We start from the raw sequence: 24,030 nt of genomic DNA, 5'->3' as shown, positions 1-24,030 counted from the left end.
CCGGTGAGTCTGGTGAGCCCCCGCGCGCCCGAATTCACGGCCTCGTGCGCGCGTCGTTGTGTTGTTGTTCATGCGCGGTTCAGTACGCGTTCGAGCCGAGAAAGCCGCGCACGACCGTCGCCGCGATGATTCGCATGTCGAGCCAGAACGACCAATGCCCGAGGTAGTACAAATCGTGCGCGACGCGCAGCTCCATTTTTTCGAGCCGATCGGTCTCGCCGCGAAAGCCGTTGACCTGCGCCCAGCCCGTGATGCCGGGCTTGATGCGATAGCGATGGATGTAGCCCGCCACCACGCCTCGATAAAGGTCGTCGTGTTCGAGCGCATGCGGGCGCGGCCCGACCACCGACATGTCGCCGCGCAGCACATTGAAGAATTGCGGCAGCTCGTCGAGGCTCGTGCGGCGCAGGAACGCGCCGAGCTTCGTCACGCGCGGGTCGTCGCGCGTCGCCTGGCTCACCACGCCCGCGGCTTCGGTATGCACGCGCATCGAGCGGAACTTGTAGATGGTGAACACGCGGCCGTCGGCGCCCTTGCGGCGCTGCTTGAACAGCACCGGCCCGCGCGAGGTGAGCTTGACCGCCAGCGCGATCGCGATCAGCACCGGCAGCAGGCTCAGGATCGCCGCGCTCGCGAAGATGCGGTCGAACAGCGCCTTCTTGAACTGCGCGCTCGCGGGCAACGGCGAAGCCACGAGGTTGATGGCCGGCACGCCCAGCAACTCGATCACGCTGCTGGTCTCGAACAGCGCGAGCGAGCGCACGTCGGGAATGAAGCGGATATTCACGAGGTCGTTGCGGAATTCGGTGACGAGCCGCGCGACCGTGCGCTCCTCGGCGAGCGACAGCGCGAGCCACAACTCGTGTACGTCGTGCTCGCGGATGAACTGCGCGAACGACTCCACGGTCTCGCACACCGCCGCGCCGTTGGCGCTCGCCGGCGCGGCGTGCGGCACGGTGTGCAGCAGCGCGCTCGCGCGAAAGCCCGAGCCCGGTTCGTTGCCGATGCGGCGCACGATCTCCGCGCATTGCGAGGCCGAGCCCGCAATCGCCACCTGATGCAGATTGTGGCCGGCGCGCCGCACGTGCGAGAGCACGCCGTGCGCGGCTACGCGCCACGTAATCAGCAGGCCGCCCGCGAGTGCGGTCCAATAAGCGAACCACAGGCGCGACACCGCATCCACGTGATGCATCGTCGAGTACATGGCGAGCAGCGCGCAGCCCTGCACCACGAGCCAGGCTAACGACACCTGGCTTGCGAGCAGGACCTTGGAGCGGCCGCGCCACGACTGATACAGCTCGAAGGCCGGAAAAATGACGAGCGCGAACGCCGCCGCCAGCAATACGAACGCTTCGTTCACGCCGCGCGGCGCGACGTCGTCGAAGCGGATTTCCGAGGCCAGGCTCGCACCGAGCATGACCGCGGACACATCCAACGCTCTCGCCATCAAGTTTTGAAGCTCGCGCATATCGTTATCCTGCTGCTGGCGCCGTGCCGTTCAATTGCAACGGCCGTAGGTATCGTCGAAGCGCACGATGTCGTCCTCGCCCAGGTACGCGCCCGACTGCACTTCGATGATTTCGAGCGGCATCTTGCCGGGGTTTTCGAGCCGATGACGCACGCCAAGCGGGATGTACGTCGACTCGTTCTCGCTCAATAGAAAGGATTCCTCACCACGCGTGACGAGCGCCGTGCCGCGCACCACCGTCCAGTGCTCCGCGCGATGATGATGGAGTTGCAGCGAAAGCCGCGCGCCCGGCGTGACCACGATGCGCTTGACCTGGAAGCGCTCGCCCTGGTCGATCGAATCGTAAAAGCCCCACGGACGCTGCACCTTGCGATGCGAGGCGGCCTCGGGCGCGCGCTGCGCCTTGATGCGCGCGACCAGTCCCTTCACGTCCTGCACTTTCGAGCGGTCGGCGACGAGCACGGCGTCGGCGGTTTCGACCACCACGAGATTGGAGGTGCCCACGCACGCGACGAGCCGCCCTTCCGAGTGCGCATACGTGGCCACGGCGCCTTCGAACTCCACGCGCCCGCGCCCCACGTTGCCGTCCTCGTCCTTGTCGAGCGCGGCCCACACGGCGTCCCACGAGCCGAGATCGGACCAGCCCGCGTCGAGCGCGACCACCACGCCTTCGGGCGCCCAGCCGCTGCTCTTGGCAAGACGCTCCATCACGGCGTAGTCGATCGAGTCCGCGGGCGTGTTGCCGAACGCATCCCTGGCCGGGCGGAAGGTCGTGCCGTCGAGCTTGCCGTCGACGAACGAGGCAAGACAGGCCGCGTGCATGTCGGGCTGCAACGCGCGCAAGGCGTCCAGCCACACGCTCGCGCGCATCACGAAGATGCCGCTGTTCCACCAGTAGCCGCCTTGCGCCACATATTGCGTCGCGAGTTCGGGCGCGGGCTTTTCGACGAAGCCGTCGATGCGATGCGCGCCGTCGGCGATCGCCTCGCCCACGCGGATATAGCCGAAGCCCGTTTCAGGCGAACGCGGCGGCACGCCGAGCGTGACGATCGCGCCGCGCTGCGCGTGCCGCGCCGCCACCGCGAGCGCGCGCTGCAACGCGCTCACGTCGCCGATCGCGTGATCGGACGGCATCACGACGAGAATCGCGTCCTCGCCTTCGGCGCACGCGAGCGCGGCGGCCAGCGTGAGCGCGGGCGCCGTATCGCGCCGCGCCGGTTCGACCACGAGCCGCGCGTCGCGCCCGCAGGCGCGCAGTTGCTCGACGATCACGAAACGATGCTCGTCGCCGCATACGACGATGGGCGACTGCGAAACCTGCCATTCGGGCGCGAAGCCGTCGAGCCGGTGTACGGTGGCCTGCAACAGCGAGTCGCTGCCCACCACGCCGATCAACTGCTTCGGAAACTGTTCGCGCGACATCGGCCACAAACGCGTGCCGGAGCCGCCCGCGAGCACCACGGGCACGATGCGCGTGCAGGCCTGCGCGGCTTCCGGGGGCGCTTGCGTCTGCGCTTGCGTCCCCGCTTGCGCCTCCGGTTCCTGCTGGCTTTGCGGCGGCGCTTCCCGCTGCGGCGCGCGCGACTGTTGCTGATCCGGACCGCTGGCTGATTTCTCGATCATGTTCGGACTCCTGACAATAGTGCAGGATCGCTCCGTCTCGCGACGAGCGATACCTTGGGGCCGGTTCCCCGCGAACCGGCCCGGCGTGTCGAAGACGCGGCGAAGCTGAAGGCGGCCTTAGGCGCCCGCTTCGCGACGGCTCTGCTCGCGATATTCAGTCGGTGAAATCATCATGCGCTTGCGGAAAATCTTGGCGAGGCGGTCGCCGTTGCCCATGCCGGTGCGGCGCGCGATCTTGTCGACCGGCAGCTCCGAATCGGTGAGCAGGCTACAGGTGATCGCCAGCCGCGCATGCAACAGGTAATCCGATGGCGTAATGCCCATCTCAAGCTTGAAGCGGCGCAGGAAGTTGCGCTCGCTCATCGCGGCCACCTGCGCGGCGTCCGCGATCGAAATGGCCCGCTGGCAGTTTTCCTGAAGCCAGCGTGCCGCCGCGCGCACCTTGTCGGCGGGCGCGCTGCCCAGCGCGTCGCCAAGGAACGGCATGAGGTTGCCTCCGGAATCGGGCATGAGACGCTCCGTGACCGAACGCGCGACATCCACGCCCAGGTCTCGCTTGACGAGCGTCAGCGCGCTTTTCATCGACTCCAGACGGTCGCCGGCGTCGCCGCCGCTCTCGTCGCGCGTGCTCTGCACCGTGTACGAGCCGAACTCGCGCTGCACGCGCTGGCCGCACAGATTGGCCGCTTCGAGCAACGCGCGGCCTTCGCCGATCGGGCGAATGGTTCCGGTATTCGCATGCACGTGCCGAAGCCAGGCGATGAGGCGCTCGTCGTTGGCGGCGGCGTAGGCACCCTTGCCGCCCGCTACGAAGAGGGCGTCGAAGCCGACGAAATGACGCGCATCGAGTCCATCGGTCCAGACCCGCACCGACGACGAGCAGGTCACGTTGCCGCCGTCGGCGGAAAGAATGCTGACGTCGTAAGGCAAGCTACGAGAGGTGTCGGAAGACAGTTCGTTGGCCACATGAAACACTTCGGCCACGATTCCGGCGCCAAGCAGTGAACAGCCATCGAACAACAGTATTGCGATATGACGCACTTCTCGACTGACGCCCGCGGTTACGAAATGCGGACGGGTATACGACGGTAAATCCAGACTTGCGTACGCCATGCTTTTCCCCTAAACATCCCCCGTCCAAAGTGAAAAGTCGTGGTAATAGCATTCCGTGTGCAGTGCATCATAGACAGATAAAAATCGACGCAACCACGACTGACCGAAACTAGCGAGACATTGGCGCATTAAGTCCGGTCGCGGACCTTTTGAAGCATGCGCATCACGGCTTGAGCGCGAGCGCGCAAGCCGTTATCAAAGTCGTTCGTCCGATTACGCAAGACAGGGCAAAAGTGCCGCCCCGTTTGGTCCGGGCGGTATTTTCGCCTTTATTACGATGAAAACCTGGAAGCATTCCGATCAATGCACTTAAGTGCAGGATGGAGCTGTGTGATTAAACTGAAAGACTAAAAAAGACAGCGCGCTAATTCGTCTGATTAAAAGGATGTTTTATAAGCTTTAAGCATCCCTGAAGCGCGTGCAGTCGGGATATTAAACCTTTTATTCCCGGGTGCACTGCACAATAACAGATAATCCGCGCCGTTATTTATCGGATGCTTCGGTGCGTGCGTTGGCGCACATAGCCTGGTGCGCGGCCGATACGCGACGTATGGCATCCGCCGCGATTGCGTGAAAAGCCTGGACCCTGGCGGCGGGCGGCGCCCGCTTGCCTCTAGGCTTGGCGTTCATGTCGATCAACTTTCAGGGTGCCGCCTCGATGCGATCCGCAGTTCGCCCCGGCAATTTGCCGAAGCCCAGCCCCGCGCGCGCATCGCATGCCGCGTGGACGTTCGCTAACGGCGTGCGAACTCTCGTGCGAAGCGTCGCGCCGAGATCGTCGCTTTTACCCGCGCTTGCACTCCTGATTGCACTCGCGAGCGCGAACGCGCATGCCGCCGACGCGCTCTCGTGCCGCAGCGCCGCAACGCGTGCGCAAGCCGCGTCTTCCGACGACGCGCCCATTTCCGCCGACACGCCGGGCAGCGACGGCACGCGTCTCTTCGCGCGCGGCCGCGAGATCCGCATCGAGGTGACGACGAAAGCCGCGCGCGACGACAAGGTGCAGTGGCAAATCGCGGACGCGTGGAATCGTCCGCAAGCGAGCGGCACGTTCGGCGTGGCGGCGGGCGCGCGCGTGACGACACTCGCCTGCACGGTGCCGCAAGCCGGCTATTTCGCGTTTTCGGCGTCGCTGGTTGCGCAGGCGGCCACCCTGCCGCAACGCGGCACGCGCCCCGCCGGCATCGCAACCTTCGGCGTGCTGCCCGACGTGAGCGCCGTGCTGCCCGCGCCGAAATTCGCGCACGACGACCTGCATCGCTTCGGCGGCCAAGGCACCGCGTATCTCGCGCCGGGTCAGCATTGCTGCGGCGGCGACGGCTTTCGTCCGCTTTACACCGACCTCGGGCTCAACTGGGCCAACGACGAACGCCGCTGGTACACGATGGAGCCGAAGGCGCGCAACACCTTCAATCCGGACACCAGCGAACTGGCGCCGTATTTCCGCCAGAGCGACATCCTGCGGCTGATCCTGCTCGACGGCATTCCCGCGTGGGCGAGCCCGAACGGCCAGGAGACGCACAGCTTCGCGCCCACTTCCAGCGCGGATCTGCGCGACTATATGGCGCGCGTGGGCGCGGAATCGGCGCGCGTGCGGGCGCGCTATTTTCCGCATCAGGCGCACAACTACTATCAGGTGACGTGGGAACCCGACGCCGACGGCGGCCTGCCCTGGAAAGACACCGACCAGCATTTCGTCGATCTCTACGCGGCCGTGTACGAAGGCGTGCATTCGACCGATCCTTCCGCGATCGTGATGGGGCCGACTTACGCGGGCGTCGACGGCAACACCAAATGGCTGCGCAAGTTCGCGCCGCTTGGCATTGCGAAATATCTCGACGGCGTGACCGCGCATGGCTATTACGATTTCGGCACGAGCCCCTCGCATCCGCCCGAACGGCTCGGCGACACCAACGAGAAAGGCACGACTTCGCTGCCCGTGGCGATGCGCGCGCTGCGCGCCGCGATGCACGACGTGCTCAAGCCGGGCGCGCCGCTCTTCGTGACCGAAACCGGCATCAGCTACGACATCGGCACGAAATACGGCCCGCACTATCCCGACGCGAACACGCTCTACGCGCAAGGCGCCGTGGTGGCGCGCACGCATCTGATCCTGCTCGGCGAGGGCGCGAACACCACCTTCGTCTTTTACACCCAGGACATGCCCGAGAACACGCCGGGCTATGGCGTGTTTTTCGAACTCGACCACGCGCAAGGCATGTACGGCGCGACCAATGTGAGCCCGAAGCCGGCCGCGCTCGCGGTGGCCGCGATGACGCGCCTGATCGACGGCACTTATACGCTCGGGCCGCTGCGCGGCACGCCCGCGGGCGTCTACGCCTACGCGTTCGCGCGCCCGAACGGCAAGGTCGTCACGGCGCTCTGGAGCCACGACAACGCGCGCTGGAACGCGAAAACCGGTTTCGACGCCGCGCGCGCGACGCCGTGGACCTTGCAGGTGGACGCGAGCGGGCGCTCGGGCAACGTGAGCGTGTTCGACATGATGGGCAACGCCACGACGATGCCCTATAAAGACGGCGCGCTCACGCTGAGCCTCACGGCGTCGCCGGTGTACGTGGTGTCGGACAACGTGGCCGTGCTCAAACAGCGCGCGATCACGCCCGCCGGTTACGTCGCGCCGTAAATCCGCCGGCGACGCGAGCGGGCGGCGGCGCATTCGCGAACGGGACACACGCGGGCGAACGCATATTGGCACTCCGTGACGAGACTTAGGCGGTATCGGACAGTGCGGCAAAAAACGGCTGCGCCTAGACTGCATAGGAATTTTTCGCATTCCGGCTTCGCCATAAGACGTCAACAAGCCGCACCCCACACACGCTACCGTTACGACAGGGACACGCCCGCTCATGCTGTCGCCCACCGAATTTCTCGACGTCGTGCGCCTCGCGCCGCTCGTCGCGATCGACCTGATCGTCGCCGACGCCGATGGCCGCGTGCTGGTCGGGCAGCGCCGCAACCGTCCGGCGCGCGGCACCTGGTTCGTGCCCGGCGGGCGCATCCGCAAGGACGAGCGGCTCGACGCGGCCTTCACGCGCATTGTCGAAACGGAGCTGGGCATCGTCGGCATGCAGCGCGTGTCGGCGCGCTTCGGCGGCGTGTACGAGCATCTGTACCCGGACAATTTCGCGGCCGAGAACGGCATCGGCACGCATTACGTCGTGCTCGCCTATACGTTCACGCTGGACAGCACGGTGCCGGTCGGGCGCTTCGACCAGCACAGCCAGTACGCGTGGCTCGCGCCCGAAGACCTCGTGGCGCGCGACGACGTGCATCCGAATACGAAGGCGTATTTTTGCTAAGGATGCCGTAATAATTGCCGCTGGAGTGCCGCTGGAGTGCCGCTGGAGTGCCGCTGGAGTGCCGCTGGAGTGCCGCTGGAGTGCCGCTGGAGTGCCGCTGGAGTGCCGCTGGAGTGCCGCTGGAGTGCCGCTGGAGTGCCGCTGAATGGCCAATGAGATCGTTCGGCCGATGCGGCCCGCGCAATCGGGGGCGTGATCGCGCAGGCGTTTCGACGGATTCCGGCCGGCGGCTTCAGCCCGCGAGCGGCGCGTCGGCTTCGAGTGCGTCGGCGGCAGCGGGCGCCGTGCCGCGCAATGCACGCAGCGCATCGGCGGCCTCGCGCGTATGCAGCCACGCGCCGAACGCCTCGCCCACTTCCGCATGGCGCAGCGCGTATTCGACGCTCGCCTTGAGATAGCCGAGCTTGCTGCCGCAATCGAAGCGCCGGCCGTTGTAGCGATACGCGAGCACCTGCTCGTCGGCGAGCAGCGACTGGATCGCGTCGCTCAAGTGCCATTCCTCGCCGCGCGCGGCCTGGGCGGGACGCACGCGGCGCAGGTGTTCGAAGATGCCGGGCATCAGCACGTAGCGGCCCACCACGCCGAGCGTGGACGGCGCGAGCGCGGGCTCCGGCTTCTCGACGATGCGCGACATGCGAAACACGTGATCGTCCCAGGGCTTGCCCGTCACCACGCCATACGCGCGCGAATCCGCGCGCTCGATGTTCTCGACCGCCACGAGCGAGCAGTGATAGTGATTGAAGCGCTCGAGCATTTGCGCGAGCACGGGCGGGTTTGCGTCGATCAGGTCGTCGGCGAGCAGCACCGCGAAGGGTTCGTCGCCGATGATCTTCTGCGCGCACAGCACCGCGTGCCCGAGCCCGAGCGGCTCGGCCTGACGCACGAAAATGCATTCGACGTGCGCGGGCTTGATGCCTCGCACGGTCGCGAGCAGCGCGGCCTTGCCGCGCGCTTCGAGTTCGCGCTCGATCTCATAGGACTTGTCGAAGTGATCCTCGATCGCGCGCTTGCCGCGCCCCGTCACGAAGATGAGTTCGGTCACGCCCGCCGCCACCGCTTCCTCGACCGCGTACTGAATGAGCGGCTTGTCGACCACGGGCAGCATTTCCTTCGGGCTCGCCTTGGTGGCCGGCAGAAAACGCGTCCCGAGGCCCGCGACGGGGAAAACGGCCTTGCGCACTCTTATCATGATGGTCGTCTCGCGAAGGGTTCGGTGGCGCGTCCCTTCACGGGACGCAAGGCCAGCTTAACCAGCGCATATCGAGCCATTCTGCCAACTTCTCGGCATTTTCCGACTGCGGTGTGCGGCGTGCCTGGCGCCGGGCCTATCATGAACTCGAGTCGGCGAGTCGCGACGATCGGAATGAACCGAGGGGTAGGAACCGAACGGTCTCCACCGAAATCGCGCCTGAAGTCACACGCCACGCCGACGCGCGAAAGCAACGCACTCCTGCGAATTTTTCCTGCGCGAGGAAACCGGCCATGCACATCGATCGGGTGATCTGCCGGCAAGCCGCTTTACGGCCGCGCGGCGCTCACTTCAAGTTCGGAACCGTGGCCAAACGCATCGGCATTCTCGTTTTCGAAGGCTTCCCGCTCGGGGACGTGAGCCTGCTCGCGGACGTGTTTCGTCTCGCCAACGACGCCGGCGCCGACACGCTGCCCGCCTATTCGCTCGCGATGCTCTCCGAAGCCGGCGGCAGCGTCTCCAGCAGTTGCGGGCTGCGCGTCTGGACCGAAAGCCTGCACGGGCCGCTGCGCAGCGGCTTCGACACCCTCTTCATCGCGGGCGGCCCCGGCGCCGCGCTCGCACGCGGCAACGAGCGCCTGCTCGCGCGCCTGCAAGCGCTCGCCCCGAAAGTGCGCATCATTCGCGCGCTCGGCGAAGGGCGCACCGTGCTCGCCGCCGCCGACGTGTCGTTCCTGCGCGGCAGCGTGAACACGGCGGCATCGGCACAACAACTGCGGCGCGCGCTCGAAGCGCGCAACGCAAGCGCTTCCGTGGTCGCGCCGCCCGAAGCGATGGTCGCCGCGCTCAAGGTCGTCAAGCGCAATCACGGCGTGGCGCTCGCGCAGCGCGTGTCCGAGGATTCGATGCCGGGCTCGTGGGAGCGCCTGGGCGCGATGCTCGACGACGGCGAAACCGACAGCGCCAACGTGAAGATCAGCTCGGCCGCGCACTGGCTGCGCGAAAACTACCATCAGCCGATCTCGGTCGCCGACGCCGCGCGCGTCGCGCAAATGAGCATGCGCAATTTTCTGCGCCACTTCAAAACCCAAACCGGGCTCACGCCCTCGGAATATCTGTTGCGCGCCCGGCTCGACGCGAGTTGCCTGCTTCTGGCGCAAACCAATCTGCCGATCGACGAAATCGCGCAGCGCTGCGGCGTGCCGCGCGGCGAACGGCTCGCGCGCATTTTCCGCCGCAGACTGTCGATCTCGCCTTCGGGCTATCGCGCGGTGAACCGGCGCGCATCGAACGAATAGGCCTGGTTTTCGCGGGCCGACGCAGCCACGCCGCGTGCGATGCGCGGCGCTTTCCTGCGCGCTTTCCTGCGCGTTTTCCTGCGCGTTTTCCCGGGCGTTGATCGGCGCTTACAGCATGCCCGAGCCGAAAATCTCGGTGTGAATGCGCGAAGCATCCACGCCGCGCGCGAGCAAGGCGTCGCGCTGTTCGCGCATGAACGCGACGGGGCCGCAGACGTAGTAGTCGGCGTCGGGCGGCAACGCGACGGATTCGATGCGGCCAAGGTCGATGCGGCCTTCGAAGTCGTAGTCGACACCGCGACGATCCTGCGCGCCCACTTCCTCGTAGAACACGGCGCGCTTCACGTTCGCGTGCTCGGCCGCGATGCCGCGCAGCCAGTCGCGAAACGCATGCACGCGCGCGCCGCGGCAGGCATGCACGAACGTAATCTCGCGTTCGCTGCGTTCGGCGATGAGCGTCGCGAGCATCGACATCATCGGCGTGACGCCCACTCCGCCGCTCATCAGCACGACCGGCGTGCGCCGGTTGCGATCGAGCGTGAATTCGCCCATCGGCGCGCTCACATGCACGATGGCGCCGGCTTCCACGCCGTCGTGCAGCAGGTTCGAGACATGGCCCGGCTCGGCCTCGCCGCGACCGGCCTCGCGCTTGACCGAAATGCGCAGCCACTTGCCGTGCGGCGCGTCGGAAAGGCTGTACTGGCGCGGCTGATCGACGCCAAGACGGTCGACGAAACGCGTCACGCTCACATATTGACCCGGCTGGAAACCGCCCGCGAGCGAACCGTCGGCGGGCGCGAGATAGAACGAGGTGATCTCGTCGCTTTCGACATGCTTGCGGATCACCTTGAACGGACGAAAGCCGCTCCACGACGCGCCTTCGTAAAGCTTCGCCTCCACGCCGATCATGATGTTGGCGAGCTGTTCGTAGGCGACGGTCCAGGCGTCGAGGGTCGGTTGATCGACGGCTTCGCCCAGCACGTCGACGACTGCGCCCAGCAAATGCCGCCCGACGATCGGATAGTGCTCGGGGCGAATGTTCAGACTCGCGTGCTTGTGCGCGATATGCGTGACCGCGCCGCCCAGTGCGCCGAGATTGTCGATATTGGCCGCGTAGGCGTAGACGGCGCGAGCGAGCGTTTCGGGCTGGCTGCCGCTTTTCTGGTGCGTCTGGTTGAAGACGTTCTTCAGTTCCGGATGCGCTGCGAACATGCGCTGATAGAAGTGCTTCGTGATGGTGGCGCCGTGCTCGGCGAAAACGGGTGCGGTGGCTTTGACGAGGGCCATCTGGTCGGCGGTGAGCGCAGTCATTTGCGGCTTCTCCTTTTTAAGATGCATAAACGATACATCTTTAACGCGGCGCGTCGCTGCGGGCATTTTGTCGCACCCCAGCATCGGCGGGCGGCCGGGGTTATTAGCGCGCGGCGTGGGGTTTCGCGGAAGAAACGGGGACGGCGCGGTGGTGACGCGGCAGGTGCGGCGCTGCTGGCTAACGTTGCTGGCTAACGTTGCTGGCTAACGTTGCTGGCTAATGTTGCTGGCTACGTTGGAGTTAACGCTGCTGGCTATGTTGGATTAGATGCGCCGCTGGCTTAGCGTTGCCATGCCTCGCCACCGCATCTATACCGATCACGCCCTTTTACTTGCCGTGGCCCGCCGTGCCGACGCCGCGATCGTGCCGCCACAGCACGTCGCTGCCACCGGCCGCGCGGTTGAGCACGCGCGCCAGCACGAACAGCAAATCGGAGAGCCGGTTCACATAACGGCGCGGCGTATCGGCGACGGACGGCACCGTTTCTGCCGAAGCCGCGGCACGCTCCGGCGCGCCCAGCGACACTATCGAACGTTCCGCCCGCCGGCATACCGTGCGGCACACATGCGCCTGCGCGGCCGCGCGCGAACCGCCCGGCAAAATGAACTCGGCGAGCGGCGGCAGCGTGGCGTTGTAATGCGCGAGCCACGCGTCGAGCCGGGCGAGGTGATCGTCGGTAACGAGCGTGTAGCCGGGCACCGCCAGCTCGCCGCCCAGATCGAACAAGTCGTGCTGGATCGCGACCAGCGCGGCGCGCACGTCGTCGGGCAGCGCTTCGCACAGCAGCACGCCGATCTGCGAATTGAGTTCGTCGACGTCGCCGATCGCCGCGATGCGCGCGTCGTCCTTGCGCACGCGGCTGCCGTCGCCGAGCCCGGTCGAGCCGTCGTCGCCGGTGCGCGTGGCGATCTTGCTCAAGCGATTGCCCATGATGTGTTCTCCGCAGCGTGTGGTTGCCTGGCGCGCACGTCGCGCGCCCAGGAGTGGCGGCCATTATAGGTTTCGTGCGGCGCAGCATCGGCCACCGCATGACCGCCCCGGGAAAAGCCCGAGGACCGCGGCCCGCGCGAGCGCGAACGTCGGCGTAAAATGAGCCGATCCCGCAGTGCCCAGACACGAATCCACAGGAAGGAGACATCCGCGTGAACCATCCCGCGCCGCCGGCCCTCGCACGCCGCCCGTTCCCCGCCGAACTCCTCGATGAACTGCGCAGCGCCTTCGGCGAGCGCATCTCCGTTTCCGAAGCCGTGCGCGCCCATCACGGCCGCGACGAGTCGCCGTTCGACCCGCAATTGCCCGACGCCGTCGTGTTCGCGCAGAGCACCGAGGAAGTGCAGCGCGTGGTGAAGCTGTGCGCGCGCTTCGGCGTGCCGATCATTCCCTACGGCAACGGCTCCTCGCTCGAAGGCCACTTGCTGGCCGTGCAAGGGGGCGTGTCGATCGACCTTTCGCAGATGAACCGGGTACTTTCGATCAACGCCGAAGACCTCACGGTAACGGTCGAGCCGGGCATCTCGCGCAAACAGTTGAACGAAGCGCTGCGCGACACGGGCCTGTTTTTCCCGATCGACCCGGGCGCGGACGCGAGCATCGGCGGCATGTCGGCCACGCGCGCCTCCGGCACCAATGCCGTGCGCTACGGCACGATGCGCGAGAACGTGCTGGGTTTGACCGCCGTGCTCGCGGACGGCCGCGCGATCAGGACGGGCTCTCGCGCGCGCAAGTCGTCGGCGGGCTACGACCTCACGCGCCTTTTCGTGGGCTCGGAAGGCACGCTCGGCGTGATCACCGAAATCACCGTGAAGCTGTATCCGCAACCGGAAGCCGTTTCGGCGGCCGTGTGCGCGTTTCCGTCCATGGGCGACGCTGTTAATACGGTGATCGAAACGATCCAGATGGGCGTGCCGATCGCGCGCGTGGAATTCATCGACGCGCTCGCCGTGCGCGCCATCAACAAGCATTCGAACCTCACGCTGCGCGAAAAGCACACGCTCTTCTTCGAATTTCACGGCACGCCCGCCGGCGTGGAGGAACAGGCGCAGCTCGTGCAGGAGCTTGCCGCGCAGCATGGCGGCGAAGGCTTCGAATGGGCCACGCGCCCCGAAGACCGCAGCCGGCTCTGGAACGCGCGCCACAGCGCCTATTTCGCGATGCTGCAACTGAAGCCGGGTTGCCGCGCGGTGACGACCGACGTGTGCGTGCCGATCTCGCGCCTTGCCGAATGCGTGATGGAGACGGAAACCGACCTCAAGGCTTCGCCGCTGCCCTGCCCGATCGTCGGTCACGTGGGCGACGGCAACTTCCATGTGGCGATTCTCATCGACCCGGACAAGCCGGGGGAAATCGACGAAGCCGAGCGCCTCAATCGCCGCATCGTGCAGCGCGCGATTGCAATGGACGGCACCTGCACGGGCGAGCACGGCGTGGGGCTGCACAAGATGGGCTTTCTCGTGGAAGAACACGGCGCGGACACCGTGGACACGATGCGCTCCATCAAGCACGCGCTCGATCCGCATAACCTGATGAATCCGGGCAAGATCTTTAGCTGGGCGGCGTAAGCCCGGCCGCGCGCCAGGACCCGCGCCGATCACGCCGGGGACCGGACGCGTCGCGCCACGGATCAAGCTCATCGCGCCCATCAAGCCGGAGGAGACATGAACGCACCCGAAGCGAATTTGCCCGAGCTGGGCGAGGAAGCGCTCGCGCAACGCCAGCGCGAAGTCGTGCAGGCGCTGATGGCGGTGCTGCCGGCGCATTGCCTGCTGCATCGCGAGGAAGACACGGTCGCCTACGATTGCGACGGACTCGCCGCTTACCGGCGCCTGCCGCTCGCCGTGGCGCTGCCCGAGACCGAGTCGCAGGTGCAGCGCATCGTGCAGATCTGCCGGCGTCTGGACGTGCCGATCGTGCCGCGCGGCGCGGGCACCGGCCTCTCGGGCGGCGCCATGCCGATCCGGCACGGTATCGTGCTCTCGCTCGCGCGCTTCAGGCGCATTCTCGAAGTCGACCCGTATGCGCGCACCGCCACGGTGCAGCCCGGCGTGCGCAATCTCGCGGTATCGGAGGCGGCCGCGCCGTTCGGGCTTTACTACGCGCCCGACCCCTCTTCGCAGATCGCCTGCACGATCGGCGGCAATGTCTCCGAGAATTCGGGCGGCGTGCATTGCCTCAAATACGGCCTCACCGTGCATAACGTGCTGCGCGTGCGCGCGGTGACGATGGACGGCGAGATCGTCGAATTCGGCTCGCTCGCGCCCGATGCGCCCGGCCTCGACCTGCTCGCGGTGATGATCGGCAGCGAAGGCATGTTCGCCATCGTCACCGAAGTCACCGTCAAGCTGATTCCGCGCCCGCAAATGGCGCAGGTGATCATGGCCAGTTTCGACGACGTGGTGAAGGGCGGCGACGCCGTGGCCGGCATCATCGCCTCGGGCATCATTCCGGCCGGCCTCGAAATGATGGACAAGCCCGCCACGCACGCCGTGGAAGAGTTCGTGAACGCGGGCTACGACCTCGAAGCCGCCGCCATCCTGCTGTGCGAGTCGGACGGCACGCCCGAGGAGGTCGCCGACGAAATCGCGCGCACGACCGCCGTGCTGCGCGAACACGGCGCCACGCGCATCGCCATTTCGCGCAGCGAGGAAGAACGCCTGCGCTTCTGGTCGGGGCGCAAGAACGCGTTTCCGGCGGCGGGCCGCATCTCGCCCGACTACTACTGCATGGACGGCACCGTGCCGCGCCGCGCGATCGGGCCGCTGCTCGCGCGCATCCACGAAATGGAGACGCAATACCGGCTGCGCTGCATCAACGTGTTCCACGCGGGCGACGGCAACATGCACCCGCTCATTCTCTTCAACGGCAACGATCTCGACGAATGGCACCGCGCCGAAGCGTTCGGCTCGGACATCCTCGAAACCTGCGTGGAACTGGGCGGCACGGTGACGGGCGAGCATGGCGTGGGCATCGAAAAGATCAATTCGATGTGCGTGCAGTTCTCGCCCGAGGAGCGCGACGCGTTTCACGCCGTCAAGCGCGCCTTCGATCCCGCCGCGCTGCTCAATCCCGACAAGGGCATTCCCACGCGCGCGCGCTGCGCGGAATACGGGCGCATGCACGTGCGCGGCAATCTGCTGCCGCATCCCGAACTGCCGCGCTTCTAGTCCGCGCGGCTTTCGCGGGCGCAGGGTTTCCCTGCACCGCCTTTTCAGGCGCGACACCGGCGCGCCCACGCCCCGCGCGCCATGCGTTTCGCGTGGAGCGCATGCGGGTCCGTGCGGAGTTGTCGGCGCGGGTTCGCTCAGTACAATCGAAACGAACCGGAACGTTCCCCGAAGCGAATCCATAAACGAACCCAAGAACGAACCCAAGAACGAACCCGCGGACGAACGCACAGACGAACCCCCGAGCTAACCCGAACAGGAACAGGCGCCAATCGCACGATATGGAAGAGGACGACATCGTCTCGGACTGGTCCGAACGCATCCGCCACGCGAGCGCCGAAGGGCGGCCGTTGCGCATACGCGGCGGCGGCACCAAGGACTGGTATGGCCAGACGCTCGAAGGCGAGATTCTCGACGCGCGCGCGCACCGCGGCATCATCGCGTACGACCCCGCCGAACTCGTGATCACGGCGCGCGCCGGTACGCCGCTTGCGGAAATCGAAGCGACGCTCGCGGCACACGGCCAGATGCTGCCGTTCGAGCCGCCGCACTTCGGCCAGCGGGCCACGCTCGGCGGCTGCATCGCGGCGGGCATCGCGGGACCGAGGCGCGCGAGCGCGGGCGCGGCGCGCGATTTCGTGCTGGGCGCGGTCATCATGAACGGGCGCGGCGAGGTGCTGCACTTCGGAGGACAGGTCGTGAAAAACGTGGCCGGCTACGACGTCTCGCGCCTCATGGCGGGCTCGCTCGGCACGCTCGGCCTGATCCTCGAACTTTCCGTGAAAGTGCTGCCGATGCCGCAAGCCGAAGCCACGCTCAAGTTCGACGTGAACGGCACCGACGCCGTGCGCAAGCTCAACGAATGGGGCGGCCACCCGCTGCCGATGACGGCCAGCGCCTGGCGCAACGGCACGCTCGCGGTGCGTCTCGCGGGCGCGGAAGCCGCCGTGAAAACGGCGCGCAACACGCTGGGCGGCGAAGTGGTGGACGTGGTGGAAGCCGAGCGCTTCTGGGCCGGCCTGCGCGAGCAGACCGATCCGTTCTTCGCGGCGATCGCGCCCAACGCCGCGCTTTGGCGCCTGGCATTGCCCTCGATTGCCGAGCCGTTGCAACTGCCCGGCGCGCAACTGATGGAATGGGGCGGCGCGCAACGCTGGTGGATCACCGAAACCGACGCGCAAACGGTGCGCATCAGCGCGAAGCAGGCAGGCGGCCACGCCACGATCTTTCGCACCGGACGCGACTACGACCGCAGCGCGGGCGTGTTCACGCCGCTGCCCGCGCCGCTCATGAAAATTCATCGCGGCCTCAAGGCGGCCTTCGACCCGGCGCGCATCTTCAATCGCGGCCGGCTCTATTCCGACTTCTGATCTCACCGACTTAACCCATACGCGGCGATGCAGACGAACCTCGCGGACTTCATTCGCAACACCCCCGACGGCGACGAAGCCGACGCGATACTGCGCAAATGCGTGCATTGCGGCTTCTGCACCGCGACGTGCCCGACTTACCAGTTGCTCGGCGACGAACTCGACGGGCCGCGCGGCCGCATCTATCTGATGAAGCAGATGGTGGAAGGCGCGCCCGTGACCCGGAGCACGCTCACGCATCTCGACCGCTGCCTCACCTGCCGCAGTTGCGAGAGCACCTGCCCTTCGGGCGTGCAATACGGGCGGCTCGTGGAAGTCGGCCGCAAGCACGCCGAACAGATGGTGCGGCGGCCGTTGCGCCAGCGCCTGATGCGGCGTCTGCTCGCGAGCGTCCTGCCGCGCCGCGCCCTCTTCACGCCCGCGATGCGCCTCGGCCAGCAGATGCGCCCGCTGCTGCCGAGGCGCCTGCGCGACAAGGTGCCGGTGCGCCAGCGCGCGCTTGCATGGCCCACCGCGAAGCACGCCCGCAAGGTGCTCATGCTGCAAGGCTGCGTGCAGCCTTCGATGATGCCGAACATCAACACGGCGACGGCGCGCGTGCTCGACGCGCTGGGCGTGGAAACCGTGGTCGCGCCGCAAGCGGGCTGCTGCGGCGCGATTCACCTGCATCTGGGCTATGCCGACGACGCGCTCGACGACGCGCGCGCCAACATCGACGCCTGGTGGCCCTATATCGACCCGGCCGCCGGGCAAGGCGTGGAAGCGATCGTGATGAACGCCTCGGGTTGCGGCTCGACGGTAAAGGAATACGCACACCTGCTGCGCGACGATCCCGCGTATGCGGAAAAAGCGCGCCGCGTGGTCGCGCTCACGCGCGATCTTTCCGAATGGCTGCCCGCGTTTCAGGATCAGCTCGTCGCGGCCACGCGGCGGCGCGGCATCCAGACCGTGGCGTGGCACCCGCCCTGCACGCTTCAGCACGGCCAGCAACTGCGCGGCGGCGTGGAAAAGCTGCTGACGGCGCTCGGTCTGGACGTGCGCCTGCCCGCCGACAGTCACCTGTGCTGCGGCTCGGCGGGCACGTATTCGATCTTGCAGCCGCGCCTCTCGTATTCGCTGCGCAACCAGAAGGTGGACCGGCTCAAGGCGCTCGAACCGCAACTGGTGGTGTCGGCGAACATCGGCTGCATCGCGCACCTGCAAAGCGGCACGTCGATTCCGGTCACGCACTGGATCGAGCTGGTGGAACATATGCTGGCGGCGAACTGAAAAAGCGGGAAACCGCGGGCCGGGGCGCACGCGCCTCGGGAACGGAATCAGCGTAACCGCGCGCCGTTCGCGCCAACAGTCGGCCATTCGTCATAGACCGTTCGGCCAGTGTTTCGCGTTCGGCGCAATCCGTATAATGGCCCTCGTTCGCTTTGGTTACGTTTGTTCCGTTTCGCTTTGCCCGCACGGCGCCCGCCAGCGCGCGCCGTCCTTCAGCCCATGACCGATCTCACCCGCAATCTCGAGGCGGTGCGCGAGCGCATCGCCGCCGCGGCCCGCAACGCCGGCCGCGATCCGCATGGCGTCGCGCTGCTCGCCGTGTCGAAAACATTCCCGGCTGACGACGTGCGCGCCGCGTACGCCGCCGGTCAGCGCGCGTTCGGCGAGAACTACGTGCAGGAAGCCGTCGATAAGGTCGAGGCGCTTGCCGATCTGCGCGCGAGCCTCGAGTGGCATTTCATCGGGCCGCTGCAATCGAACAAGACGCGCCCCGTGGCCGAGCGCTTCGACTGGGTGCATTCGGTCGACCGCCTGAAGATCGCCGAGCGGCTTTCGGCGCAGCGTCCCGAAGGCATGGCGCCGCTCAACGTGTGTCTGCAAGTGAACGTGAGCGGCGAGGCGAGCAAGAGCGGCGTGGCGCCCAACGAAGCACCCGGCATCGCGCGCGCGATCACCGCGCTGCCCAATGTGCGGCTGCGCGGGCTGATGTCGATCCCGGAACCGGCCGAAACGCTCGAAGCGCAGCGCGCGCCGCACCGCGAATTGCGCATGCTGTTCGACGCGCTCAACGCGCAGGGTTTCGCGCTCGACACGCTTTCGATGGGCATGTCGGCGGATCTCGAAGCGGCCGTGCTCGAAGGCGCGACCGCCGTGCGCGTCGGCACCGCCATCTTCGGCGCGCGCGACTACTCCCACTGATTTCCCGAACCTCACCATCACCATGAAAATTGCCTTCATCGGCGGCGGCAACATGGCCGCCGCACTCATCGGCGGCCTCATTCGCAAGGGTGTGCTGGCCGAGAATCTCTACGCGATCGACCCGAACGAAGAGGCGCGCAAGCGCACCTCCGGGCAATTCGGCGTGCGTACCGGCGCGGCGGCGGACGCGGCGCTCGCCGGCTACGACGCCGTGCTGATCGCCGTGAAGCCGCAAATCGCCAAAGCCGTCGCGGAAGGTCTTGCGCCGCATCTGGGCGCGCATCAGGTGGTCATCAGCATCATGGCCGGCATTCGCATCGCCGACCTGTCGCGCTGGCTGAACGGCCACGCGCGCGTCGTGCGCACCATGCCGAACACGCCCGCGCTGATCGGCATGGGCGCGACCGGCCTCGTGGCGAGCCGCGGCGTGGACGAAGCGGGCCGCCAGCTTGCCTCGGACACGCTGGGCGCGGTCGGGCAAACGGTGTGGTTCGACGACGAAGCGAAGATCGACGCCGTGACCGGCATTTCGGGCAGCGGCCCGGCCTACGTGTTCTACTTCATCGAAGCGCTGGAAGAAGCCGCGCGCCAGCTCGGCATGGACGAGCAGCAAGGCCGCGCGCTCGCCATCGCCACCTTCGCGGGCGCGGCGCAACTGGCGCTGCAATCGGACGAACCGCCCGCGGTGCTGCGCGAGCGCGTCACCTCGAAGGGCGGCACGACGGCGGCGGCGCTCGCCTCGTTCGACGCTTCGGGCGTGAAGGCGGCCATCGTCAAGGGCGCGCTGGCTGCCGACGCGCGCGCGAAGGAAATGGGCGAGGAGTTCGGCACGCAGTGAGCGGCGGCAATGAGCGGCAAGCAGTGGGCGGCAGGCAATGAGCGACAGGCGATAAGCGGCAGGCAATGAGCGCGAAGCGCAGTAAGCGCGAAGCACAGTAAGCGCTGGTCATTGCCGGGCGCGCGAACAGGCGCCGGGGTCAGTCGACACCCCGCGCCGGTTTCGAATGCGCGTTTTACAAAGCCGTCGTCGCCGCGTAATGCGCGGCAATGCCCGCGAACACCGCGCCGCCCAGCCAGTTGTTATGGCGGAACGCGGCGAAGCACGCCATACGCTCGCGGTCCTTGATGAGCGTGTAGTGGTAGATCGCGCAGCCCACGGCGGCGGCCCAGCCGAGCCAGTAGAGCCAGCCGAACGCGAGCGTCACGCCCACCCACACGTAAATGCCGAGCGTCACCGCGTAGCAGAGCATGATGGCGAGCACGTCGAAGCGGCCGAACGTGAGCGCCGAAGTGCGAATGCCGATCTTGATGTCGTCGTCGCGATCGACCATGGCATATTCGGTGTCGTAGGCCACGGACCAGAACACGTTGGCGGCGAGCATGATCCACGCGAGCGCGGGCACGTGATCCTGCACCGCGGCAAACGCCATCGGAATGCCGAAACCGAACGCGATGCCCAGGTACGCCTGCGGAATCGCGAAGAAACGTTTTGTGAACGGATACGAGGCCGCCACGAACAATGCCACGACCGAAAGCTGCTTGGTGAGCGCATTGAGCGGCAGGATCAGCAGAAACGAGACGAGCGCGAGCGCGGCGGCAATCGCCACGGCTTCCCACGCGCGAATGCGGCCCGAGGTGATCGGGCGCTCGGCCGTGCGCTTCACGTAGCGGTCGAAGTCGCGGTCGGCGTAATCGTTGATCGCGCAGCCCGCCGAGCGCATCAGCACGGTGCCGATCGCGAAGATCACGATGAGCGAAAGCGGCGGGTGGCCGTCGGCGGCAATCCAGAGCGCGTTGAGCGTGGGCCACAGCAGCAGCAGGCTGCCGATCGGCTTGTCCATGCGGACGAGCCGCAGATAGAGCGGGAGTCGGGCGAACATGATCGGGCTGATCCGTGCGTGTCGATGCGCGCGGGTGCGCGTGGTGCGGTTATGCAATCCCGCTATTGTAGGCCAGGCGCCTTTCCCGAAGCCGCCAGCCGCACCGCGCGCCGCATGCGGGGCACGTTCGCGCCGCTCCGCCCCAGCCGAATATCAGCCGAATATCAGCCGAATGCTGGTCGAATACCGGCCGAATGTCAGCCGTGCGCCACGCGAGCGTCAGATGAACCCTTGCTGGGTGCCGCGCGCAAACCGGCCGCTCCAGATAAAAAAACCGCCGGTCATACCGGCGGCTTTTTCAAACGGTTCTGCGTCAAACGCCCGCTCAGGCGAGCAGCGAACGCAGCATCCACGCGGTTTTTTCATGGGTTTGCATGCGCTGCGTGAGCAGGTCGGCGGTGGGCTCGTCGTTAGCGGCTTCCGTCGCGGGGAAGATCGCGCGCGCGGTGCGCACCACGGCTTCCTGGCCTTCCACGAGCTGGCGGATCATGTCTTCGGCCGCCGGCACGCCGTCGGCTTCCGGGATCGACGAGAGCTTCGCGAAGTCCCTGTAGCTGCCCGGTGCATGCACGCCCAGCGCGCGAATGCGCTCGGCGATCGCGTCCACGGCCAGCGCCAGTTCGTTGTACTGACCTTCGAACATCAGGTGCAGCGTGTTGAACATCGGCCCCGTGACGTTCCAGTGGAAGTTGTGCGTCTTGAGGTACAGCGTGTAGGTGTCCGCCAGCAGGCGCGAGAGCCCGTCAGCGATCTTCTTGCGATCCTTGTCGCTGATGCCGATATTCACGTGCTGCACGGTGGTTGCTTTTTTCGCCATGACGATTCCTTTTGTAGCAGTGAGACTATGCGCTCGCGACGCGAAGTTTCTCTCGTGCGCGAACGCTCGACCGGACGTCAGTGTAGCCTGGAAATACGAAAAATCCGGGTCGTCGGGCACGCTGGCGCCTCGACGCTCCGCCGGCAACGCGCACCGTGCGCGCCGCACGCTCAATGCCCGGCGAGATGCGCGAGACTCTGCGCCGCGATCGCCACGACGCCGCTCGCGAGCACCGCGTAGCCAACCACGCGGCGCACGAGCTGCGTGCCTTCCGCGCGCGTGCGCGCCATCGCGGCGGCCTCGCCGTGACCGAGGGTCTTGATCGTCATCGTCATCGTTCGGGTCATGATCGTGCTCCTTGGGTATTGCGTTTCGCCGATGCCGCGCGCGACACCGTGCCGCGCGCGGCATCGGCGCCGCGGCTAAATGCGCGGCTTGCTTCGGCGGCTTGCTTCGGCGGCTTGCCTCGGCGACTTACTTCCGCGACTTACTTCCGCAGCTTATTTCCGCGACTCAGTTCGGCGCCTGACTTCCGCGCCTTACTTCGTTTCTTCCGCGAGTTTCGCGATCGCGTCGCTCACGCCCTGCGCATACGCCGGATCGGCGCGGCGGAAGTGCTCGAGCTGGCGCTGCACGATCTCCGCCGGCACCCCGGCAATATGCCGCGCGATGTTGCCGAAAAGCCGCTCGCGCTGCGCGGCGTCGAACAGGCGGAACAGCGCGCCCGGCTGGCTGTAGTAATCGTCGTCCTCGCGGTGATCGTAATGATCGACCGCACCGGCCGCGAGCGGCGGCTCGCCCGCGTCGCGGCGCTGCGTGAAGTCGCCGAAACGGCTCGGCTCATAGTTCACGGTACCGCCCAGATTGCCGTCGGTGCGTCCCTGGCCGTCGCGATGGAACGAGTGAACGGGACAACGCGGCGCGTTCACCGGAATCTGGTGATGGTTGATGCCGAGGCGATAACGCTGCGTGTCGCCATACGAGAACAAACGGCCTTGCAACAGCCGGTCCGGCGAGAAGCCGATGCCCGGCACCACGTTGGCCGGCGTGAACGCGGCCTGCTCGACATCGGCGAAATAATTCTCCGGATTGCGGTTCAACTCGATCGTGCCGACGTCGATCAGCGGGTAATCCTTATGCGGCCACACCTTCGTGATGTCGAACGGGTTGTACGGCACCTTCGCGGCGTCGGCCTCCGGCATTACCTGCACGCGGAAATGCCACTTCGGGAAATTGCCCTTCTCGATCTCGTTGAAGAGATCGCGCTGCGCGCTCTCGCGGTCCTGCGCGACCACCTGCGCGGCTTCGGCGTCGGTGTAGTTCTCCACGCCTTGCGCCGACTTGAAGTGAAACTTCACGTAGAAGCGCTCGTTGTTCGCGTTGACGAACGAGAACGTGTGCGAGCCGAAGCCGTGCTGCTGGCGGTAGTTGCGCGGAATGCCGCGATCGCTCATCAGGATCGTGACCTGATGCAGCGATTCCGGATGCCGCGACCAGAAGTCCCACGCCGCCACGTTGCTGCGCATGTTGGTGCGCGGGTCGCGCTTTTGCGTGTGGATGAAGTCGGGGAACTTGAGCGGATCGCGAATGAAGAACACCGGCGTGTTGTTGCCCACGACGTCCCAGTTGCCCTCTTCCGTGTAGAACTTGATCGAGAAGCCGCGCACGTCGCGCTCGGCGTCGGCCGCGCCGCGCTCGCCGGCGACCGTCGAGAAGCGCATGAAGAGGGGCGTTTCCTTGCCGACTTCGGCGAACACGCGGGCCTTCGTGAAGCGCGAAATGTCGTGCGTGACCTTGAGCGTGCCGAACGCGCCTGAACCTTTTGCGTGAACGCGGCGCTCGGGAATCACTTCGCGGTCGAAGTGCGCGAGCTTTTCGAGCAGCCACACGTCCTGCAACAGCACGGGGCCGCGCGGGCCGGCGGTGAGCGAATTCTGGTTATCGACGACGGGTGCGCCGGCGGCCGAGGTGAGAGTGCGTTCGGTCATCTGGAACTCCTGGTATGCGTGGGTTCGGCTAAGGGTTGCGAATAAAGGCGAACGGGAATGCGGCTGGAATGCGAAAAAGGCGCGGCGCGCTCGCGCTGCGTGCGTCAAGCCGAAAGCGCGCGGTCGACGAGCAGCGAGAACGCGACCGTGCGCAGGCCCGAAGCGCTGCGTGCGGTCGTGGGCGTGGCGTTCGTGCCGGGGGCGGGGTTTTGCATCGCTTCCTCCTGTGGGTGCCGGCTTTCCGGGGCGGTCCGGGTTCGGGCGGGATGGAGGAAACTTTATCAACAACTATCAATATCAAAAAT

At 66.6% G+C, this 24,030-nt stretch carries 19 protein-coding genes; 9 read left to right on the top strand and 10 right to left on the bottom strand.

Going from position 1 to position 24,030, the window contains the following annotated elements; translation table 11 throughout:
* Positions 1-79: 79 nt before the first annotated feature.
* The 3 genes from U5805_RS27715 to U5805_RS27705 form a co-directional block, all read right to left on the bottom strand.
* Positions 80-1,468 (bottom strand): undecaprenyl-phosphate glucose phosphotransferase, encoded by a 1,389-nt coding sequence (locus tag U5805_RS27715; protein WP_322106707.1) that lies wholly within the window; start codon positions 1,466-1,468, stop codon positions 80-82.
* 30 nt (positions 1,469-1,498) lie between these two features.
* Complete coding sequence (locus U5805_RS27710) at positions 1,499-3,091, bottom strand: mannose-1-phosphate guanylyltransferase/mannose-6-phosphate isomerase (RefSeq protein WP_322106706.1); 1,593 nt, start codon at positions 3,089-3,091, stop codon at positions 1,499-1,501.
* Positions 3,092-3,208: 117 nt separating this feature from the next.
* Entirely contained in the window at positions 3,209-4,204 is a 996-nt protein-coding gene (locus U5805_RS27705; RefSeq protein ID WP_322106705.1) for a GlxA family transcriptional regulator, read from the bottom strand.
* Positions 4,205-4,958: 754 nt separating this feature from the next.
* On the opposite strand from U5805_RS27705, the gene U5805_RS27700 reads away from it, so the two are divergent.
* Complete coding sequence (locus U5805_RS27700; protein WP_322106704.1) at positions 4,959-6,848, top strand: hypothetical protein; 1,890 nt, start codon at positions 4,959-4,961, stop codon at positions 6,846-6,848.
* 223 nt (positions 6,849-7,071) lie between these two features.
* The gene (locus tag U5805_RS27695) at positions 7,072-7,524 is read left to right on the top strand and encodes a GDP-mannose mannosyl hydrolase (protein WP_322106703.1); all 453 of its coding nucleotides are present in this window, start codon (positions 7,072-7,074) and stop codon (positions 7,522-7,524) included.
* Positions 7,525-7,756: 232 nt separating this feature from the next.
* Here U5805_RS27695 and galU read toward each other — a convergent pair whose 3' ends face one another.
* Positions 7,757-8,713 carry a UTP--glucose-1-phosphate uridylyltransferase GalU gene (galU, locus tag U5805_RS27690; RefSeq protein ID WP_322106702.1) on the bottom strand — a complete coding sequence of 319 codons (957 nt, stop codon included), beginning with the start codon at positions 8,711-8,713 and terminating at the stop codon, positions 7,757-7,759.
* A 293-nt stretch (positions 8,714-9,006) separates the two neighbouring features.
* Between galU and U5805_RS27685 the strand changes: the two genes are divergently transcribed.
* Positions 9,007-10,011, top strand: a complete 1,005-nt coding sequence (locus U5805_RS27685; protein WP_322106701.1) for a GlxA family transcriptional regulator — start codon at positions 9,007-9,009, stop codon at positions 10,009-10,011.
* 108 nt (positions 10,012-10,119) lie between these two features.
* Here the strand turns inward: U5805_RS27685 and hmpA are convergent, their stop codons facing one another.
* On the bottom strand, positions 10,120-11,322 hold the full coding sequence (gene hmpA / locus U5805_RS27680; protein ID WP_322106700.1) for an NO-inducible flavohemoprotein: 1,203 nt from the start codon (positions 11,320-11,322) through the stop codon (positions 10,120-10,122).
* A 328-nt stretch (positions 11,323-11,650) separates the two neighbouring features.
* Positions 11,651-12,253 carry a cob(I)yrinic acid a,c-diamide adenosyltransferase gene (locus U5805_RS27675; protein WP_322106699.1) on the bottom strand — a complete coding sequence of 201 codons (603 nt, stop codon included), beginning with the start codon at positions 12,251-12,253 and terminating at the stop codon, positions 11,651-11,653.
* Between the two features lie 212 nt (positions 12,254-12,465).
* Here U5805_RS27675 and U5805_RS27670 point away from each other — a divergent pair, with 212 nt between their 5' ends.
* The 6 genes from U5805_RS27670 to proC all read left to right on the top strand — a co-directional run bounded on the left by U5805_RS27670 (position 12,466) and on the right by proC (position 19,878).
* The gene (locus U5805_RS27670; RefSeq protein WP_322106698.1) at positions 12,466-13,881 is read left to right on the top strand and encodes an FAD-binding oxidoreductase; all 1,416 of its coding nucleotides are present in this window, start codon (positions 12,466-12,468) and stop codon (positions 13,879-13,881) included.
* Positions 13,882-13,977: 96 nt separating this feature from the next.
* The gene (locus tag U5805_RS27665; RefSeq protein WP_322106697.1) at positions 13,978-15,483 is read left to right on the top strand and encodes an FAD-linked oxidase C-terminal domain-containing protein; all 1,506 of its coding nucleotides are present in this window, start codon (positions 13,978-13,980) and stop codon (positions 15,481-15,483) included.
* A 281-nt stretch (positions 15,484-15,764) separates the two neighbouring features.
* Positions 15,765-16,853, top strand: coding sequence for a glycolate oxidase subunit GlcE (glcE, locus tag U5805_RS27660; protein ID WP_322106696.1), 1,089 nt, complete (start codon positions 15,765-15,767; stop codon positions 16,851-16,853).
* Between the two features lie 27 nt (positions 16,854-16,880).
* Positions 16,881-18,122 carry a glycolate oxidase subunit GlcF gene (gene glcF / locus U5805_RS27655; protein ID WP_322106695.1) on the top strand — a complete coding sequence of 414 codons (1,242 nt, stop codon included), beginning with the start codon at positions 16,881-16,883 and terminating at the stop codon, positions 18,120-18,122.
* A gap of 219 nt (positions 18,123-18,341) precedes the next feature.
* Positions 18,342-19,040, top strand: coding sequence for a YggS family pyridoxal phosphate-dependent enzyme (locus U5805_RS27650; protein WP_322106694.1), 699 nt, complete (start codon positions 18,342-18,344; stop codon positions 19,038-19,040).
* Between the two features lie 22 nt (positions 19,041-19,062).
* Positions 19,063-19,878 carry a pyrroline-5-carboxylate reductase gene (proC, locus tag U5805_RS27645; protein ID WP_322106693.1) on the top strand — a complete coding sequence of 272 codons (816 nt, stop codon included), beginning with the start codon at positions 19,063-19,065 and terminating at the stop codon, positions 19,876-19,878.
* Positions 19,879-20,053: 175 nt separating this feature from the next.
* Here proC and ubiA read toward each other — a convergent pair whose 3' ends face one another.
* The 4 genes from ubiA to U5805_RS27625 all read right to left on the bottom strand — a co-directional run bounded on the left by ubiA (position 20,054) and on the right by U5805_RS27625 (position 23,725).
* Positions 20,054-20,920 (bottom strand): 4-hydroxybenzoate octaprenyltransferase, encoded by an 867-nt coding sequence (ubiA, locus tag U5805_RS27640; protein ID WP_322106692.1) that lies wholly within the window; start codon positions 20,918-20,920, stop codon positions 20,054-20,056.
* A 325-nt stretch (positions 20,921-21,245) separates the two neighbouring features.
* A complete protein-coding gene (locus U5805_RS27635; protein ID WP_322106691.1) occupies positions 21,246-21,737 on the bottom strand; it encodes a Dps family protein in 492 nt (163 codons plus the stop codon).
* 170 nt (positions 21,738-21,907) lie between these two features.
* Positions 21,908-22,084: a hypothetical protein gene (locus U5805_RS27630; RefSeq protein ID WP_322106690.1), complete on the bottom strand. Its 177-nt coding sequence runs from the start codon at positions 22,082-22,084 to the stop codon at positions 21,908-21,910.
* 192 nt (positions 22,085-22,276) lie between these two features.
* Entirely contained in the window at positions 22,277-23,725 is a 1,449-nt protein-coding gene (locus U5805_RS27625; RefSeq protein ID WP_322106689.1) for a catalase, read from the bottom strand.
* Positions 23,726-24,030 lie beyond the last annotated feature (305 nt).

Origin of the sequence: Paraburkholderia sp. J41 (assembly GCF_905220235.1) — a bacterium.
Taxonomy (GTDB): Bacteria; Pseudomonadota; Gammaproteobacteria; order Burkholderiales; family Burkholderiaceae; genus Paraburkholderia.
This window is presented reverse-complemented; position numbering and strand designations above follow the sequence as displayed.